The sequence below is a fragment of the Ferrimonas pelagia genome (assembly GCF_039543565.1).
Taxonomy (GTDB): Bacteria; Pseudomonadota; Gammaproteobacteria; order Enterobacterales; family Shewanellaceae; genus Ferrimonas; species Ferrimonas pelagia.
Map to the genome: position 1 here is coordinate 1 of NZ_BAABJZ010000077.1, position 15,386 is coordinate 15,386.

Genomic DNA, 15,386 nt, shown 5'->3' on the forward strand with positions numbered 1-15,386 from the left:
AGCTATGACCACATTGTCGACCAGGTTGCAGATGCTTGGAACAGCTTTCGAAAAAATGCAGAACAAGTGCGGCATCTTTGCAGCAGGGAATGGGCCAGACTGACCAAATAGATAATGGAATTGGTATCATACAGAATGCGGGCGCAAAACCATGGAGCCAGATAGGTTGCTAGTGATGATTTTATGCAACAGTAGAACCTCCATATACACTCCTTATCGACAACACATCACCAATCGAGATCGGGAGCAAATTGTGAAGATGAGTCACGTAGGTATGAATCGCCCCTTCTCCCCACCAGAAACCCAGTACCCAGCCCGGAACCTCCCCCTGCCCCAACCACTGCCATCTCCAAACAATACTCTAGCGACAATCACCTACCGCCACCCACAGCAGCAACGATGCACAGGAAGCTCGCACAGGGGTTAGGGTCGCGTTTTCAGGATATCGACAGGGGAATGCATAGAGGTGTCACAGCGCACCACATAGGACAGAGATTTGCTGAAAAGGACGGAGCGATGACTGAGGTGATGCTGGCAGTAGCCAAATTTTAGATACAAAAAAACCAGCTCATTGGCTGGTTGTTTTGTCCAACTCCCCTTACATCGTAAGGAAAGAATGGTACCCGAGGCCGGACTTGAACCGGCACGCTTATTCAGCGAGGGATTTTAAATCCCTTGTGTCTACCGATTCCACCACTCGGGCAACGAGTGCAGTTAGGTTTGTAACCTAACCGGCTATATGGAGGCGCGTCCCGGAGTCGAACCGAGGTCCACGGATTTGCAATCCGCTGCATAGCCACTCTGCCAACGCGCCATATAACTGTGTTTCAAACCCGCCAAAACTAAGGCCGATCTGATAATTTGGAGCGGCACACGAGGTTCGAACTCGTGACCTCGACCTTGGCAAGGTCGCGCTCTACCAACTGAGCTAGTGCCGCTTCATGTGAGCTTTCGGTATTAAGCTCTTGTCTGACAAGAAGTTTGGTTCTCCCTGAAGACGAAACGTATTCTACGGTTTTCTGCCTTCAGGTCAACGCCCTATTTTGCCAAAAATGTTCGTTTGCCGCCTTTTCAACCAGAGTGATCGCTTCGGCGGCAACTTCGGTACAGGGCTTAACCGTGCCGGGTCAGATCCGCCCAAGCGGCACGAATGTACGACAGCATAGACCAGATCGTCAGGAAGGTGGCGACGTACAGCAGCACCAAGGAGATGTTGGTGATCAAGTCATTGTATTGTGCGATCAGGCCGGTGATGGCGGTCATCTGTGCGCCGGTTTTAAACTTGCCTAGCCAGGAGACGGCGACGATGCCGCGCTTGCCCATCTCCGCCATCCACTCTCGCAGCGCGGAGATCACGATCTCCCGGCCGATCATGATGATGGAAGCCAAGGTCACCAGACCATTGTCATAGTGCTCCACCAACATCACCAGTGCGGTGGCCACCATGAGTTTGTCGACGACAGGGTCGAGAAACGCACCGAACGGCGTTGACTGGTTGAGACGGCGTGCGAGATACCCATCCAGCGCGTCGGTCAGGGAGGCAACCACAAACAGGATGGCGGCTGCCATAAATGCCCACTGCCAAGGCGTGTAAAAGAGTCCGACAAACACCGGGATCATAAACAGTCGCAGGAGGGTAAGGATATTGGGGATATTGAGTTTCATAACTGACCCGGCTTCACTTCGTGCGCCAATGATGCCGCATTAACGGCTAAGTGCGCAATGCGTCATGGATCTTTTGCGCCAGTTGTTGGCTTATGCCGGGCACTTTAGCGATCTCGGCCACACTTGCGCCTTTGAGCTCCTGCAATCCCCCCATAAACTTGAGCAGTTGCTGGCGTCGTTTGGCGCCGATCCCCGGGATCGATTCCAGCACCGACTCTTTCCGCGCCTTGCCGCGCGCAGCGCGATGGCCGGTAATGGCAAAGCGGTGGGCTTCATCGCGGATATGTTGGATCAGGTGCAGCGCGGGCGCGTCCGCTGGCATGTCGATGATCTCGCGGCTAAAGCCGAGGATCAGGGTTTCCAGCCCGGGTTTGCGTCCTTCGCCCTTAGCAACCCCCACCAGCAGCGGAACCGGCAGCTCTGTGCCGGCTAAGGTCTGCTCCATCACTTCCTCGGCCTGGGTCAGTTGGCCCTTACCGCCGTCGATAAACAGGATGGTGGGCAGGCTGGCGGGATCTTGGGTGTTCTGGTAGCGCCGGGTGAGCGCTTGTGTCATGGCGGCGTAATCGTCGCCGGGGGTGATCCCGCTGATGTTGTAGCGGCGATATTCCTGTTTGGCCGGGCCTTCGCCGTTAAACACCACGCAGGAGGCAACGGTCTTCTCCCCCATGGTGTGGCTGATATCAAAACACTCCATCCGCACGATCGGGTTGTCCAGCTCCAGCGCCTCTGCCAGTTGACGGAACCGTTCGGTGATGGTGGTTTTGTGGGCCAGCTTGGACACCAATGCGCTTTTGGCGTTGGTTTGTGCCAAGCGCTGAAATTGGGCGCGTTCGGCCCGCACTCGGCATTTTAGGCTGACCTTATTGCCACTGTGCTGCTGGATCGCTTGTTCTATTGCGCTTAGATCAGCGCTGTCCATCGGTAGGATCAGCTCCCGCGGGATCTGCCGATCCTCACCACCGCCCAGATAAAACTGCAGTAGGAAGGACTCCAGTACCTCTTCGGGCTCGGTATTGTTGGGCGTACGCGGAAAATAGCTGCGACTGCCGATGATCTTGCCTTTGCGCACAAATAGGATGTGGCAGCAAGCCAGCCCGCCCTCCACGGCGACGCCGATCACGTCCAGCTCGCCCTGCTCCCGCCCCTGCACACCTTGCTGCTCCTGCACCTTACGCAGCGCTTGGATCTGATCGCGATAGCGCGCCGCTTGCTCAAACGCCAACGCTTGACTGGCCTGCTCCATCTTGGTCGCCAAGGCCCCCAGCACTTGCTGACTTTGGCCTTGCAGGAACAAGCGCACCAGCTTGACCTGCTCGCTGTAGTCCGCTGCGCTGATCATGCCCGCGCAGGGGCCGGAGCAGCGATTCAGCTGGTACTGCAGACAGGGGCGGGAGCGGTTGCGGTAGAAGGCGTCTTCGCATTGGCGTACTGGAAACAGCTTCTGCATCAGATGCAGGCTTTCCCGCACGGCGCCCCCATTGGGATAGGGGCCAAAGTAACTGCCCTTGGCCCGGCGCGCGCCACGATGAAACGCCAATCTGGGATGCTGATGATCGGACAGAAAAATGTAGGGGTAGGATTTGTCATCGCGCAGCAACACGTTGTATCGCGGCATGTATTGCTTGATGTAATCGTGCTCGAGGATCAACGCATCGGTTTCGGTATGTGTGACCGTCACCTCGATATGGCGGATCTGACTGACCAGGGCTTGGGTTTTGACGCTGGGCAGGTTGGCACGGAAGTAGGAGCTTAGGCGCTTTTTGAGGTCTTTGGCTTTGCCCACATAGAGCACGGTGCCACCGGGTGCATCGAACATTCGATACACCCCGGGTTGGTTGGTCACTGAACGCAGGAACGCCCGGTGGTCAAAAGGTTCGGTCATGAAATCCGCAGTAGGTTAGATCTTCTCTGCGTCTAACATACCATAGCGGATGGCCAGGCGAGTCAGTTCAACGTCGCCACCGATCTTCAATTTATCAAACAGGCGATAGCGGTAGGCGTTCACCGTCTTGGGGCTGATATTCAGCTGCTCAGCAATATCAGACACCTTCTGGCCATTGGTGACCATCATGGTGATCTGCAACTCACGATCGGACAGCTCATCAAACGGATTTTTATCCGGATTAAATGGCCGCAATGCCATCTGCTGAGCAATAACGGGGTCGATATAACGCTGGCCTGAGGCAACCGCACGAATGGCCTGAACCATGTCAGCAGGCGGCGCATTCTTAGTGAGGAAGCCAGCGGCACCTGCGGCCATCACCCGGGAGGGGATCGGCTCTTCGGTATGCACGGTCAAAATAATGACCTTGGCATCCGGGTTAAAATGCAGGATCTTACGCGTCGCTTCGAGTCCACCGATCCCTGGCATGCTCATGTCCATGACCACCACATCGACCATATTCTTGCGACACCAGCTAACCGCTTGCTCTCCGTCAGCGACTTCGCCCACGACCTTGATGCCACGCTCATCTTCCAGGATCCGTCGGATCCCGGTGCGCACCAGCGCATGGTCATCTACCAGAAAAACATTGATCACTCTAACTATTCTCCAAAGCGGAACCCAAAGATAGCCCCGTTATCTCCTTTCGATAATACCCATATACCCATGATCGTCAATACAGTGGCGCCCGGGCATTGTTGGGAATGTGGTTTGAACGCGATTTCGCACCACAAACCGCCCCTAATTTTAGGTATAAAACACATTATCAATAACTATAAATAGTTGAACGGGCAATATTTATCTGTTTAATCAACACGAAACGTTCTCGTTTAACAGCTCGACTTCGCAAACTATCCAAAGCAATAAATGAGCCGACAGTTTCTCCACCGGGGTCGACCTTACTTCGGTTCACTCCATAAAGAAGCGAGCCAATCGGCTCGCTTTTAGTCGGTGTCGTCAATTACATCTGCTGAAGCAACTCGGTGACCTGACTGCGAGACAGGTTCGCCTGCGCCAACATGGTTGAAAGCTGAGTGCGAAACGGTGAACGGTCCATCGCCTGCTGCAGCTCTTGCGAGGCCTTTTCCATCACCTCGGCACTGGCTTGGGAGGCACGATTCACCTTGGCAAGACGATGGTTAATGGTCTGCTGAACCGCCTCCAATTGCGCCAGTTGGGCATCAACCTTATTCAAGGTCTTAAGCAACTTCGCTTGGCTTTGTCGCAGTTGAGCATTGTTGTCAAACTGCCATTCGCGCGGATCCTGCCACGGCAACACTTCCTGGGTCTTCACCGGAACGGCTTGACCGGCAGGCAGGCGCGCCCCTTGCCCACTCATCCACAAGCCGCCGTCGAGCATGGCGGCTTGTTGTTCATTGAGCATGAGCATGACTTGGCCATCCCGCCCCAACCTGGCGCCCAGCCCGATCGCACTGAGCCCATCATTGAGGATCCGCGCCAGCGCCTCTCTATCCGCCCCGGCGGGCAGATCGATCTGCGCTCGCTCTTTCCCCAATTGGATGTTGAGCTGCTCATCTCTGGGTTTGCTGGCCGTCAGATCGGTGCCTTTGAGCGCAAACTGACGCGGCGCCGCCTGACTGTGGCGGCCGACCAGATTGAACTGGCGGTCGACCAACGTCTGCCCCCGGTAGCTTACGCTTTGTTGACTCAAGCGGTCGCGACTGGCGGACATCTGCCCGCCGTCACTGCTGCTCTTGCCTTGCAGCGCGCTGTTGATCTGACGCTGAAGCCCCTCCAGTTGGCCCTTTGCCTGCTTCAGCGCCTGAGCACCGGTTTGTGCTGCGGCCACCTGATGCTGGCCCTGACCCACCTGGGCCCAACGCCGATAACTCTCCAGCCGCCATTTGGGCACGGCAACGCCGCGCCCTTTGCCTTTGGCTTTGCTCGAACCTGGCGTCGGCGCCGCTGAACTGCTGGCCGCCGTCGGTGCCGATTGCTGTCGCTGTCTTACCGATAAGGGATCGGAAACCGCAGAAACCATCAGTTCACTCCTCAGATATGGTTAAACAGGCTCATCTGATTGATCTGGGCATAGCTTTGCTGGGTCGCTTGCAGCGCCAGCAGATAGGTTGCCAGTTCAAGACTGGCTTCCGCGTAATCCAGATCCTCAATGTTGCCGATCAGTTCCTGGTTAAACAGGCCGATGTCCTGATGCGCCATCTCCATCAGGTTCATGGCGTTCTGGCGACCACCGATCTCCGTCATGGTCTGACCCACCGAGCTAATGGAGAAGTCGATGATCTCCATGGTCTGCTCAAACAGGGCATGAAATTCCGGGTCGTTGGTATCCAACTCCGGATCTTCCAGTGCGTCGATCCACTGGGTCATCTGATTGAAGATGTCCGTCGCACCATTAAAGAACAGCTGATTGGCGGTATCGTTGCCGGTCACAAAGCTGCCGTCACCCACGGGGATCTCACGCAGCCCATCATCGCCCTGATAGACGTAGTTGCCATCGTCATCAATGGTGATAGGCGGCGTATCCACCTCATGACCGGCGTAGATGTACTTGCCCTTCTCATCTTTGGCATTGGCGTAGTCCACCAAAGAGTCACGCAAGATCCGCAGCTCCGCCGCGATCCCGTCCCGCTCCTCCGGACCATTGGTGCCGTTAAACGCCTGCAACGTCAGATCGCGCATACGCAGCATCACGTTGTTCATGTTATCCAGATTGGACTCAGAACGGCTCAAGCTCATACGTAAGCCGCCGATGTTGTCCATATACTGACTGATCGCCGCTTGCTCACGTTGCAGACTCAGGGTTTGAACCGCCCCGAGCGGGTCGTCCGACGCCACGTTGATCCGCTTGCCGGTCGACATCTGTTGCATCACCTGGCCGTAGTTGGTGGCGTTTTGCTGCATGCTGGTCAGGTTCAGCCGGTGCATTTGTTGCCCAGTTACTCGCATCGTTTTGCTCCCGTTACCACATGTGCAGTGCAGTGGCGAATAGTTGATCGGCCATTGAGATCACCTTGGCGTTGGCCTGATATTGCTGCTGATAGATGATTAAATTGACCGCCTCTTCATCCAGGCTCACCGCGCTGACGCTGTCACGCTCATTCAGTGAACGCACTAGCTCGCCGACCGCGGTTTCCGCCTCAAGCTGCGCCTGACGACTTTCGATCCCCAATTGGCCCAGCTTTGTGGCGTAGGCTTCGTTGAGGGTTGCACTGGTGCCGAGGCTGTCGAACTCCAGCTTCTTGTCCGCGAGGGCAACCAGATCCAGCAGGTTGGAGTTATCCCCTGGCTTACCCGGCTCGCCCGGATTTTCGCTTTTGCCAAAGGCCAGCATGTCGGCGGTGAAACCGTCGCTGACCTTCAGGGTGGCGGCCGGATTGGCAGGATCGTAGGAAAACAGATCCATCTCCGGGGCGTTGCCATTGAGATCCGTCCCCTCTGCCAGCACCTCGTTGAACGCGTCCGCCAGCTTCATCGCCAATTCGTCGATAAAGTCCCGGCTTTGCTGCCAACTGTTGTCCCGGTAATCAAATAGGGCGCCCAGTTGACCACCGACATTGCCATCGAGATGGTAATCGGTGCCGCCAACGGACAGGCTCAGCTTAGAAAACTGTGGGTTATCCAAGTCCGGCGTCAGGTTGAAGGTACCGGCGCTGTTGCCCAGCACCAGTGGCTGGCCCATCGGCAGGGTAATATTGAGCGTGCCATCGCTGTTTTCTGTGGTGCGGATCTCCACCATTTCAGACAGCTCGCTGACGGCCTGATCCCGCGCATCGAGCAGCGCCGGTGGGATATTGCCGCTGGCAGTATGGCCCTGGATCTCTTTGTTCAGATTGGCAATGTTTTCCAATCGCGTGTTGATCTCGCTGACCGAGGCACCGAGCTGGGATTCGATCTGCTTAAGCTGACTGTCCAAGCCTTGGTTAATGGTACTAAAGCGACTGGTCAGCGCCCGCGCCTCGTTCAGTACCCCTTGTCGGGTGGCGATGTCATTGGGGCTTTCAATCGAGGCATTGAGCGCCGCATACAGGCTGTCCAGACCCGCAGAGATGTTTGAACCTTCAGAGCCAAACAACTCCTCGGTCTTGCCCAGGTAGCTCGCCTTGGCCGTGGCAAAGCCGGCCTGAGTGTTAGAGGACCAGACCGCCGCAGTCAGGTATTGATCGGCGATCCGCTGCACACCATCCACCTGAACACCATTGCCCGCGCCATAAAAACCGCCAGGGCGAGCGCTCAGCATGATCTGCTGTCGGCTGTAGCCCGGCGTCGCGGCATTGGCGATGTTATTGGATGCGACCGACAACGCCATCTGGGATGCGTGGATCCCGGACAGGCCGTTATTCAAAAAACTCATCAGGACTCCTTAACGGATAAGGGGAGCACCAGGGCGGGCTGCATCGCAGTACTGCGAGCCATCGCTTCGCGCTGGTGATCCGTTTCTATCGCAGAGAGGGCGACCGGCTCGGCATCGGGCTTTAACTCACCACCGAGCTGGCGCACCATGACCTCACGCAGCCCCACTCCGTGTTGCTGACTGATGGCGCTGGCCATCTCAGCGTCATAAAAATCATGGAACACGCCGCGCTTATCACTGAGCGCACTGTCCTCATCTTTGAGGGCATCCGTGGCGCTGCGCATCTGCTTGAGCACGGTCTGCAGAAACTGCGCCTCGAATTGGCGGGCCACCTCCTGGATCGCCCCCTCTTCACCGTGTTGGGCACGGATACTGGCGGCACTCTGGTTTTGTGCCGCCATCACGCTGCCGTGGCTGTTCACTTTATCCATCGCGTTTGTCATTAGATCACCACCATCAAATCACTACGAGCTCGGCTTCCAGTGCGCCGGCTTCATCCAGCGCCTGCAAGATAGCCATTAGATCGGTCGGCGCCGCGCCAAGGCTGTTGACCGCGCGGACGATGTCGTCCAGCGCCGTGCCTTCCGGCCAAATGAACATCTGGGCATCGCCCTGATCAATATCGATGCTTGAGTCTTCGATCACCTGGGTTTGGCCGCCGGAAAACGGACCCGGCTGACTCACGGTCTGTCGCTCGGTAATGGTCACGGTCAGGTTGCCGTGGCTCACCGCGGCCTGCAAAACCCGCACCTCGCGGCCGATCACCACAGTGCCGGTTCGGCTGTTAAACACCACGCGCGGCCGTTGCCGGCCCTGCTCAATCGACAACTCTTCGAGCATCGACATAAAGGTGACCCGCTGGCGCGGCTCCATCGGGGCCTGCACCAAGACCTTGGCATGATCCTGCGCGCGCGCGACATCGGGGCCAAACAACTCGTTGATGGTCAACTCGATGTTTCGTGCCGTCTGAAAGCTGGGCAAGCGCAGGTTGAGCACCACGTCTGGGGTCTCGTTGAAGGTGGAGGGGATCTCGCCCTCCAGGATCCCACCCGATGGGATCAACCCCACCGTCGGCGTGTTGATGGTGACGGAGGTGCCATTACGCCCCTGGGCGCTGACGCCACCCACCACCAGGTTGCCCTGCGCCACGGCATAAACATCGCCGTCGATCCCGTGCAACGGGGTCATCAGCAAGGTACCGCCGCGTAGGCTGTTGGCATCGCCGATCGAGGAGACCGTGACGTTGATGGCCTGACCCGGGCTGGCCATCGGTGGCACCGTGGCATGTACGGCCACGGCGGCAACGTTCTTGAGCTTTGGATCGGTCCGAGAGTCCAACTGCACGCCGAACTGCTTCAGCATGTTCACCACCGATTGGCTGGTAAAACGCACCTGGGATTTATCGCCGGTGCCATCCAAACCCACCACCAGGCCATAGCCGACCAGTTGGTTTTCACGGACGCCTTGGACATCAACGATGTCCATGAGTAAGCGTTCGCTCGCCGCCTGACTCACCGCTGGCAGCAAGGCCAGCGCGGTCAGCAGCAATCCACATAATTTACGCATCAGCATTCCTTAAAACGGCACGATGGGATCGTTGAAGAATCGCGTACCCCAACCCGGCGCGTTCACCTCAGCCAAGGTGCCGCGTCCGCCATAGCTGATCCGGGCATCGGCGATCCGCTGTGAGGAGATCTTGTTGCCCTGATCGACGTCTTCCGGCCGTACAAGTCCCACCAAACGGATGTATTCATCGCCTTGATTCAGGCGCAACCACTTCTCGCCCCGGATCACCAACACGCCATTGGGCAGGACATCGGCCACCGTCACGGTGATCGAGCCCGACAACTGGTTTTGCTGGGAGGAGGAGCCATTGCCGGAGAAGTTACGCGACGCGTCCAAGCCTGCGGAGCCAGAGCCCGTCAGGTTGCCAAAGCCGTAAGAGCCGCCGCCCTGCATCGCACTGTCTTTGGCGGTGCTGGTGCCGGCTTTCTTACTGGCTTGGGTGCGCTCATCCAGATCAACCGTCAGGATATCGCCGGCCCGGTAGGCGCGACGATCCTGATACAGCGCCAGGTTGTAACCACGGCGGTAAAGGCTGCCGTGATTGGCTTGAGGCAAGGTCACCGAAAAAGCCGGTGGCGCATACTCGGGCGTATCTGGCACCTCTTGCGGCGGCAGATAGTTGCTGGAGCACCCCCCCACCCCAAGTAACAACAACAAGCTCAACGCTCTTAACACGGCAAGCTCCTTACAAGACCTGGTTCAGGTACTTGAGCATGTCATCACTGGAGGAGACGACTTTGGCGTTCATCTCATAGGCGCGCTGGGTTGAGATCATCTCAACCATCTCTTCCACCACATTGACGTTGGCACCTTCCAGGAAGCCCTGCTTCAGATCGCCCAGAGCCCCATCACCAGGGATCCCTTCCAGCGCCACCCCAGAGCCCGCGGTTTCGCGATAGAGGTTATTGCCGATCGCTTCCAAACCCGCCGGGTTGGTGAAGTTCACTAGGGTGATCTGCCCCAGCTCCTGCGCTTCCGCATCGCCGGCCATCTGCGCGCTGACGATACCGTCAGAGCCGATGGTAACGCTGAGCGCCTCTTCCGGGATCTCAATGGCCGGGGTCATTGGCATGCCTTCGGAGGTCACCATCAGGCCGTCGGCATTGCGGTAGAACTGGCCGTCTCGAGTAAAGGCGAAGTCGCCATTGGCCTGCTCGACTTGGAAGAAACCGTTGCCCATGATGGCCATATCCAGCGGCTGCCCTGTGGTCAGGATCTCGCCGACGGTGAACACCTTCTGGGTGCCGGAAACCCGCACCCCGGTGCCCAACTGCAGGCCGGAAGGCAGTTCGTTTTCCTGATCCGCCATCGCGCCAGGCTGACGCTGTGTCTGATAAAACAGATCGTTAAAATTAACCCGATCGCGCTTAAAACCAGTGGTGTTGACGTTTGCCAGGTTGTTGGCAATGGTGGTCATCTTGGTGTCTTGCGCGGTCAAGCCGGTCTTACTGACCCAAAGTGCAGATTGCATGTTATTTTCCTAATTCTTTTGCGGTGGCAGCCTTAGCTGCCACGAACCAATCGGTTACCGGCCTGAGCCAGGGTTTCGGCGCTTTTCATCAGCTTGATCTGAACCTCAAACTGACGGCCCAGGTTCATCGATGCCAACAACTCGTCGATGGCTTGCACATTGCTGCCTTCGAGGAAACCACTCACAGTGGCAACCTCTTCATCTTGTGGCGCCGCAACGCCACCATCGAACCGCATCAGGCCATCGCTTGCCTTGCTCATCAGCGCGCTATCCGGGTTCACCAACTTGAGCTGGCCGATCTCTTCGGTCAGCCCGCCCTCCGCTGGCATCACGCTGACGCTGCCGTCTTTGCTGATCTCCAGCTCACGGTATTCCGGCAACTGCAGCGGCCCGTCGATCCCCATGACGAGACGGCCGTCCAACTGCAGCAGACCGTCGTCGGTCAGGGTGAAGCCACCGGCGCGGGTATAGGCCTCGCCGTCATCGACCTGCACGGTGAACCAACCCTCGCCCTGGATCGCGACGTCGAGATCACGACCGGTCGCCATCATGGCGCCAGAGCTCAGGCTGGTACCGGCACTCTGGGTTTGCGCCAGCACCCGGGTCGGTTGACCCACGCCGTCCAGCTGGTGGTGCTGCACCCGCTCCAGATCGGCACGGAATCCCGCGGTATTGGCGTTGGCCAGGTTGTTCGCGCGGATCGCCTGCGCTTCTAAGGTTCGACTGGCACCGCTCACGGCGGTGTAGAGCAACTTATCCATGACCGACTACCGTTAGATGGCCGCAAGCAGCGACTGGGTGAGGGTGTCCTGAGTGCTGATCACCTTGGCGTTGGACTGATAGTTGCGCTGCGCAGTCATCAGGTTGACCAGCTCACCGGTCAGATCCACGTTAGAGCCTTCGATAGCCCCAGCCACCAAAGAACCCAAGGTGCCAGTCCCGGCAGCGCCGATCACCGCTTGACCCGAGGCATAGCTCGCGGTCCAGGCGGTGTTACCCACTTGGTTCAGGCCATTGGGGTTCGGGAAGTTTGCCAGGATCACCTGACCCTGCAGTTGATCCTGACCGTTGGTGTAAACGCCATATACCATGCCGTTATCGTCGATGCGGATCCCGGACAGCTCACCGGCGCCGTAGCCATTTTGGCTCATCGAGGCAACCGCAAAATCGGAGCCAAATTGAGTCGCACCACGGTAGGCCAGGTCGATTTCCAGCTCTGCAGAACCATCCAGGATCGGCTTACCGTCAGCATCGACCAGGCTATTAGGGATCTTCAGGTTAAAGTTTCCACCGCTCTCTAACGCGCCGTTCTCATCGAATTTCAACGTGGTATCGCTGGCGTATTCGGTAATGTCCACGCCATCCAATTCAAAGAAGGTTTCCCACTCGTTGGGACCGGTCTTGACGTAGTACTGGGTCAGGTTGTGCTCGTTACCCAGCGAGTCGTAGATCTTGGTGGAGTTCAGCGCGTGGTAGCTGTCGGGGTTGGATGGGTCGAAATCCGCCGGATCCAGCGCTTCGTTGCGCGAGTCAAGGTTGAGGCCCAGCGTAACCGAGGAGGTGGCATTGGCTGGCAGCGAGCCATTGTCGATGCGCAGGCCCGTGGTCGAGCCGGTCAGCAGGTTGCCGTTTGGCCCCACTGGGTAGCCCTGCAGGATCCCGCCATAGGCATCGACGATAAAGCCATTTTGGTCCTGCTGGAACATGCCCGCGCGGGTGTAGCTCATGCTGCCCTGGTTTTCGGTCATAAAGAAGCCGTTACCGGAGATCGCCATATCCAACTGACGGCCGGTGTACAAAGCATCGCCGGCCGCATCAAAGTTTTGTGCCACATTCGACAGGGCAACGCCCCCCGCCTGACCGCCGGAGTAGATAGAGGAAAACTCGGAGCGCGCGCCACGGAAGCCCGGGGTCGACACGTTCGCGATGTTGTTGGAGATGGTGTTCAGATCCTGGCTGGTGCTGCGCAGGCCACTCAAAGCAATATTAAAAGACATAACTTATAAACTCCGGCTTACGCCATTTCTCGAATATCAAACAGGGACACCGCGCCCAGGCCGTTGCCCAGCTCCAGCATCATGTAGCCGGTGGTCGACGCGATGTGCACCTTCTCCACCGCAGCAGCAACCAATACGGTGGCATCGCCGCTTTCACCGTCCTGAGTGGTTTTAGCACTCAACTCGTATTCACCCGGTGGCAGATCCAGCGCCTCGGGATCGATCTCATAATCCACCGCGCCCGCGGCTTGAGAGCCCAGATCGATGGTGGCCACCACGTCACCGGCCTCGTTGGTGATCTCCAACGTGACGCCTTCAACCGCGCTGTCGAGCTCAATCTGGCCTTTGATCACCTCGTCACCCAGCTCAACGCTGTCCGCAGGCACCAACACCTCACGGCCGATCAACTGAGTGGTACCCAGCACCTGCAGGTTCTCCGCCAGGATCGCCATGTTCTCTTGACCCATCCGCAGGTACTCCAGGCTTTCCACCTGAGCGAACTGCGCCAATTGGGTTACGTATTCAGTGCCATCCAGTGGGTTGAGCGGATCCTGGTTTTGGATCTGCGCCACCATCAAGGTCAAAAATTCGTTGGTCAGGCCCGCAGAGCTGTTGGGCGGGGCGAAATTACCGGCGCCGCCGTCATACGCGTCGGGCGTCGCAGAGACCGTGTTCGCGGCGATCTCAGGCATGGCACTGCCGTTGCGCACCTCGAGCATGGGATCGTGGTATTGGCCGATGTTCAACATTACAGGGCTCCTAACTTGAGCAGGCTTTGCTGCATGGAGTTGGCTCGGGCGATCATGTCGGCCGAGGTTTCAAAGGCACGGGTCGCCGCCATCATGTCAGCCATCTCCTGCACACTGTTGACGTTGGAATACACCACGTAGCCGGTCTCATCCGCCATCGGGTGATCCGGCTCGTAGCGCTTCTCCAGTGGCGCCTCGGACTGAACGATCCCCGCCACCTGGACATTGGCGCTGACCGCCCCATCCTTGGTTTGTTGATAGACGGTCTGAAAGACCGGCTTCAACGCCCGATAGGCGGTTTCTTCGCTACTGGCCGCAGCCTCGGCATTGGCCAGGTTGGAGGCAACGGTATTGAGCCGCTGACTTTGGGTGTTCATCGCAGAGCCTGCGATCTGGTAGATCTCATTGAACGACATGGTTATCGACCCTCAATGGCCTTTTGCAGGCCCTGAATGTTCATATTCAAAAACGTCAGACTGGTCTCGAAGTCCATCGCGTTCTGGGAATAACGCGCCTGCTCCTGACCCAGCTCAACCGTGTTGCCATCCGCTGACGGTTGATGAGGATTGCGGTACGCCATCTGATAATCGCGGGTCACGCCTGCGGCGGGATCCAGTCGATCCATCAGCTGGGCAAAATCCAGATCACGGGCCTTGTAACCCGGGGTTTCGGCGTTGGCCAAATTACCGGACAATACCCGCGACCGTTCGACGCGGAAATCCAGCGTGTTAGCATGAACACCCAGAGCGGCATCCAGATTGATCGCCATGACGACTCCTTTTGTGACTAGTTCAAACTTAATGACCGACAAGAGCATTCAAGAGTCGTGCCAAGTTTTATTTTCAACAAATACAGCAACTTACAGTATGAACGCATCAATATCTGGAAAGCGGAATTCCGCTTTATCCCGGCCATTCCTCCGTCTGCTTCCGCTGTGGCTTTGCACCGTCGCGCCCATCGCACAGGCCAACCAACCGACGGCGACGCAGCAACTGCGCAGCGCCGTCGAGGCGCAGCTCAGTGCCGAGATCGCCGTTTGGCAGCAACGCAGCGGCGCGCAGATCAAAGAGATCGTCATTGAGCCGCGGCTCGGCAGTCAGTTGCAGCAACAGGCTCCTTGTGAGGATGAGCTCGCCATTGGCTCGGGCCAGGGGACGCCACTGGGCCACATCCAACGCGAGGTGTCCTGCCCGTCCCCCCGCTGGCGCGGCTACGTTCGGGCGCGCATCGAGGTTGTCGCGCAGGTTCCCATGGCCGTGCGGCGGATCAGTCGAGGTCAGGTGCTGTCCCGACAAGATCTGGTCATGGCCGAACGTCGGCTTAGCCTGGCGGACCAAGATCTGGTGTTTCGGCAAAGCCAGCTGATCGGCCAGTCAGCCCGGCGCGGGTTGCGTCCCAATCAACCCATCCGCCACAGTCAGATCCACGTGCCGCATCTGGTCTCGCTGGGCGATGAGGTACTGATCCGCGCAGGTCAGGGCGACTTCGCCGCCACCATGACCGGCACGGCGCTGGAAAATGGCGCCAAGGGCGAGGGCATTCGGGTGCGCAACCAAAGCTCCGGTCGGGTGATCACCGCTTATCCGATCAGCAATGGGATCGTGGAAACCCGATTCTGAGCCGGCACAGGGTTGCAACAGGCAAGGGTCCACAGGCTGGG

16 protein-coding genes and 3 tRNA genes are annotated in these 15,386 nt (G+C 57.9%); 1 reads left to right on the forward strand and 18 read right to left on the reverse strand.

Features of this window, described 5'->3' with window-relative positions:
- Positions 1 to 617: 617 nt before the first annotated feature.
- The 18 genes from ABEA08_RS11595 to flgB all read right to left on the reverse strand — a co-directional run bounded on the left by ABEA08_RS11595 (position 618) and on the right by flgB (position 14,495).
- Positions 618 to 703: transfer RNA gene (locus ABEA08_RS11595), tRNA-Leu, on the reverse strand.
- Positions 704 to 740: 37 nt separating this feature from the next.
- Positions 741 to 814, reverse strand: a tRNA-Cys gene (locus tag ABEA08_RS11600).
- Positions 815 to 862: 48 nt separating this feature from the next.
- Positions 863 to 938 (reverse strand) — tRNA-Gly (locus tag ABEA08_RS11605).
- Between the two features lie 175 nt (positions 939 to 1,113).
- Positions 1,114 to 1,665, reverse strand: a complete 552-nt coding sequence (gene pgsA, locus ABEA08_RS11610; RefSeq protein WP_345335476.1) for a CDP-diacylglycerol--glycerol-3-phosphate 3-phosphatidyltransferase — start codon at positions 1,663 to 1,665, stop codon at positions 1,114 to 1,116.
- A 46-nt stretch (positions 1,666 to 1,711) separates the two neighbouring features.
- Positions 1,712 to 3,550 (reverse strand): excinuclease ABC subunit UvrC, encoded by a 1,839-nt coding sequence (gene uvrC, locus ABEA08_RS11615; protein ID WP_345335477.1) that lies wholly within the window; start codon positions 3,548 to 3,550, stop codon positions 1,712 to 1,714.
- Positions 3,551 to 3,565: 15 nt separating this feature from the next.
- Positions 3,566 to 4,207, reverse strand: coding sequence for a UvrY/SirA/GacA family response regulator transcription factor (gene uvrY, locus ABEA08_RS11620; RefSeq protein WP_345335478.1), 642 nt, complete (start codon positions 4,205 to 4,207; stop codon positions 3,566 to 3,568).
- A gap of 364 nt (positions 4,208 to 4,571) precedes the next feature.
- Complete coding sequence (locus tag ABEA08_RS11625) at positions 4,572 to 5,612, reverse strand: hypothetical protein (RefSeq protein ID WP_345335479.1); 1,041 nt, start codon at positions 5,610 to 5,612, stop codon at positions 4,572 to 4,574.
- Between the two features lie 11 nt (positions 5,613 to 5,623).
- On the reverse strand, positions 5,624 to 6,538 hold the full coding sequence (gene flgL / locus ABEA08_RS11630) for a flagellar hook-associated protein FlgL (protein WP_345335480.1): 915 nt from the start codon (positions 6,536 to 6,538) through the stop codon (positions 5,624 to 5,626).
- A gap of 13 nt (positions 6,539 to 6,551) precedes the next feature.
- Positions 6,552 to 7,943 carry a flagellar hook-associated protein FlgK gene (gene flgK, locus ABEA08_RS11635; protein ID WP_345335481.1) on the reverse strand — a complete coding sequence of 464 codons (1,392 nt, stop codon included), beginning with the start codon at positions 7,941 to 7,943 and terminating at the stop codon, positions 6,552 to 6,554.
- Positions 7,943 to 8,386, reverse strand: a complete 444-nt coding sequence (locus ABEA08_RS11640; RefSeq protein ID WP_345335482.1) for a rod-binding protein — start codon at positions 8,384 to 8,386, stop codon at positions 7,943 to 7,945. Before ABEA08_RS11640 ends, flgK begins: the two co-directional genes overlap by 1 nt.
- A 13-nt stretch (positions 8,387 to 8,399) precedes the next feature.
- Complete coding sequence (locus ABEA08_RS11645) at positions 8,400 to 9,509, reverse strand: flagellar basal body P-ring protein FlgI (RefSeq protein WP_345335484.1); 1,110 nt, start codon at positions 9,507 to 9,509, stop codon at positions 8,400 to 8,402.
- A gap of 9 nt (positions 9,510 to 9,518) precedes the next feature.
- Entirely contained in the window at positions 9,519 to 10,184 is a 666-nt protein-coding gene (gene flgH, locus ABEA08_RS11650; RefSeq protein WP_345335485.1) for a flagellar basal body L-ring protein FlgH, read from the reverse strand.
- Between the two features lie 10 nt (positions 10,185 to 10,194).
- Positions 10,195 to 10,980: a flagellar basal-body rod protein FlgG gene (gene flgG / locus ABEA08_RS11655; RefSeq protein ID WP_345335486.1), complete on the reverse strand. Its 786-nt coding sequence runs from the start codon at positions 10,978 to 10,980 to the stop codon at positions 10,195 to 10,197.
- Between the two features lie 32 nt (positions 10,981 to 11,012).
- A complete protein-coding gene (gene flgF / locus ABEA08_RS11660) occupies positions 11,013 to 11,741 on the reverse strand; it encodes a flagellar basal-body rod protein FlgF (RefSeq protein ID WP_345335487.1) in 729 nt (242 codons plus the stop codon).
- 12 nt (positions 11,742 to 11,753) lie between these two features.
- Entirely contained in the window at positions 11,754 to 12,977 is a 1,224-nt protein-coding gene (flgE, locus tag ABEA08_RS11665; RefSeq protein WP_345335488.1) for a flagellar hook protein FlgE, read from the reverse strand.
- A 17-nt stretch (positions 12,978 to 12,994) separates the two neighbouring features.
- Positions 12,995 to 13,726 (reverse strand): flagellar hook capping FlgD N-terminal domain-containing protein, encoded by a 732-nt coding sequence (locus ABEA08_RS11670; RefSeq protein ID WP_345335489.1) that lies wholly within the window; start codon positions 13,724 to 13,726, stop codon positions 12,995 to 12,997.
- Entirely contained in the window at positions 13,726 to 14,142 is a 417-nt protein-coding gene (flgC, locus tag ABEA08_RS11675; protein ID WP_345335490.1) for a flagellar basal body rod protein FlgC, read from the reverse strand. The genes ABEA08_RS11670 and flgC overlap by 1 nt, the downstream gene beginning before the upstream one ends.
- A 2-nt stretch (positions 14,143 to 14,144) precedes the next feature.
- Entirely contained in the window at positions 14,145 to 14,495 is a 351-nt protein-coding gene (gene flgB / locus ABEA08_RS11680) for a flagellar basal body rod protein FlgB (RefSeq protein WP_345335491.1), read from the reverse strand.
- Between the two features lie 97 nt (positions 14,496 to 14,592).
- On the opposite strand from flgB, the gene flgA reads away from it, so the two are divergent.
- Positions 14,593 to 15,345, forward strand: a complete 753-nt coding sequence (flgA, locus tag ABEA08_RS11685; protein ID WP_345335492.1) for a flagellar basal body P-ring formation chaperone FlgA — start codon at positions 14,593 to 14,595, stop codon at positions 15,343 to 15,345.
- Positions 15,346 to 15,386 lie beyond the last annotated feature (41 nt).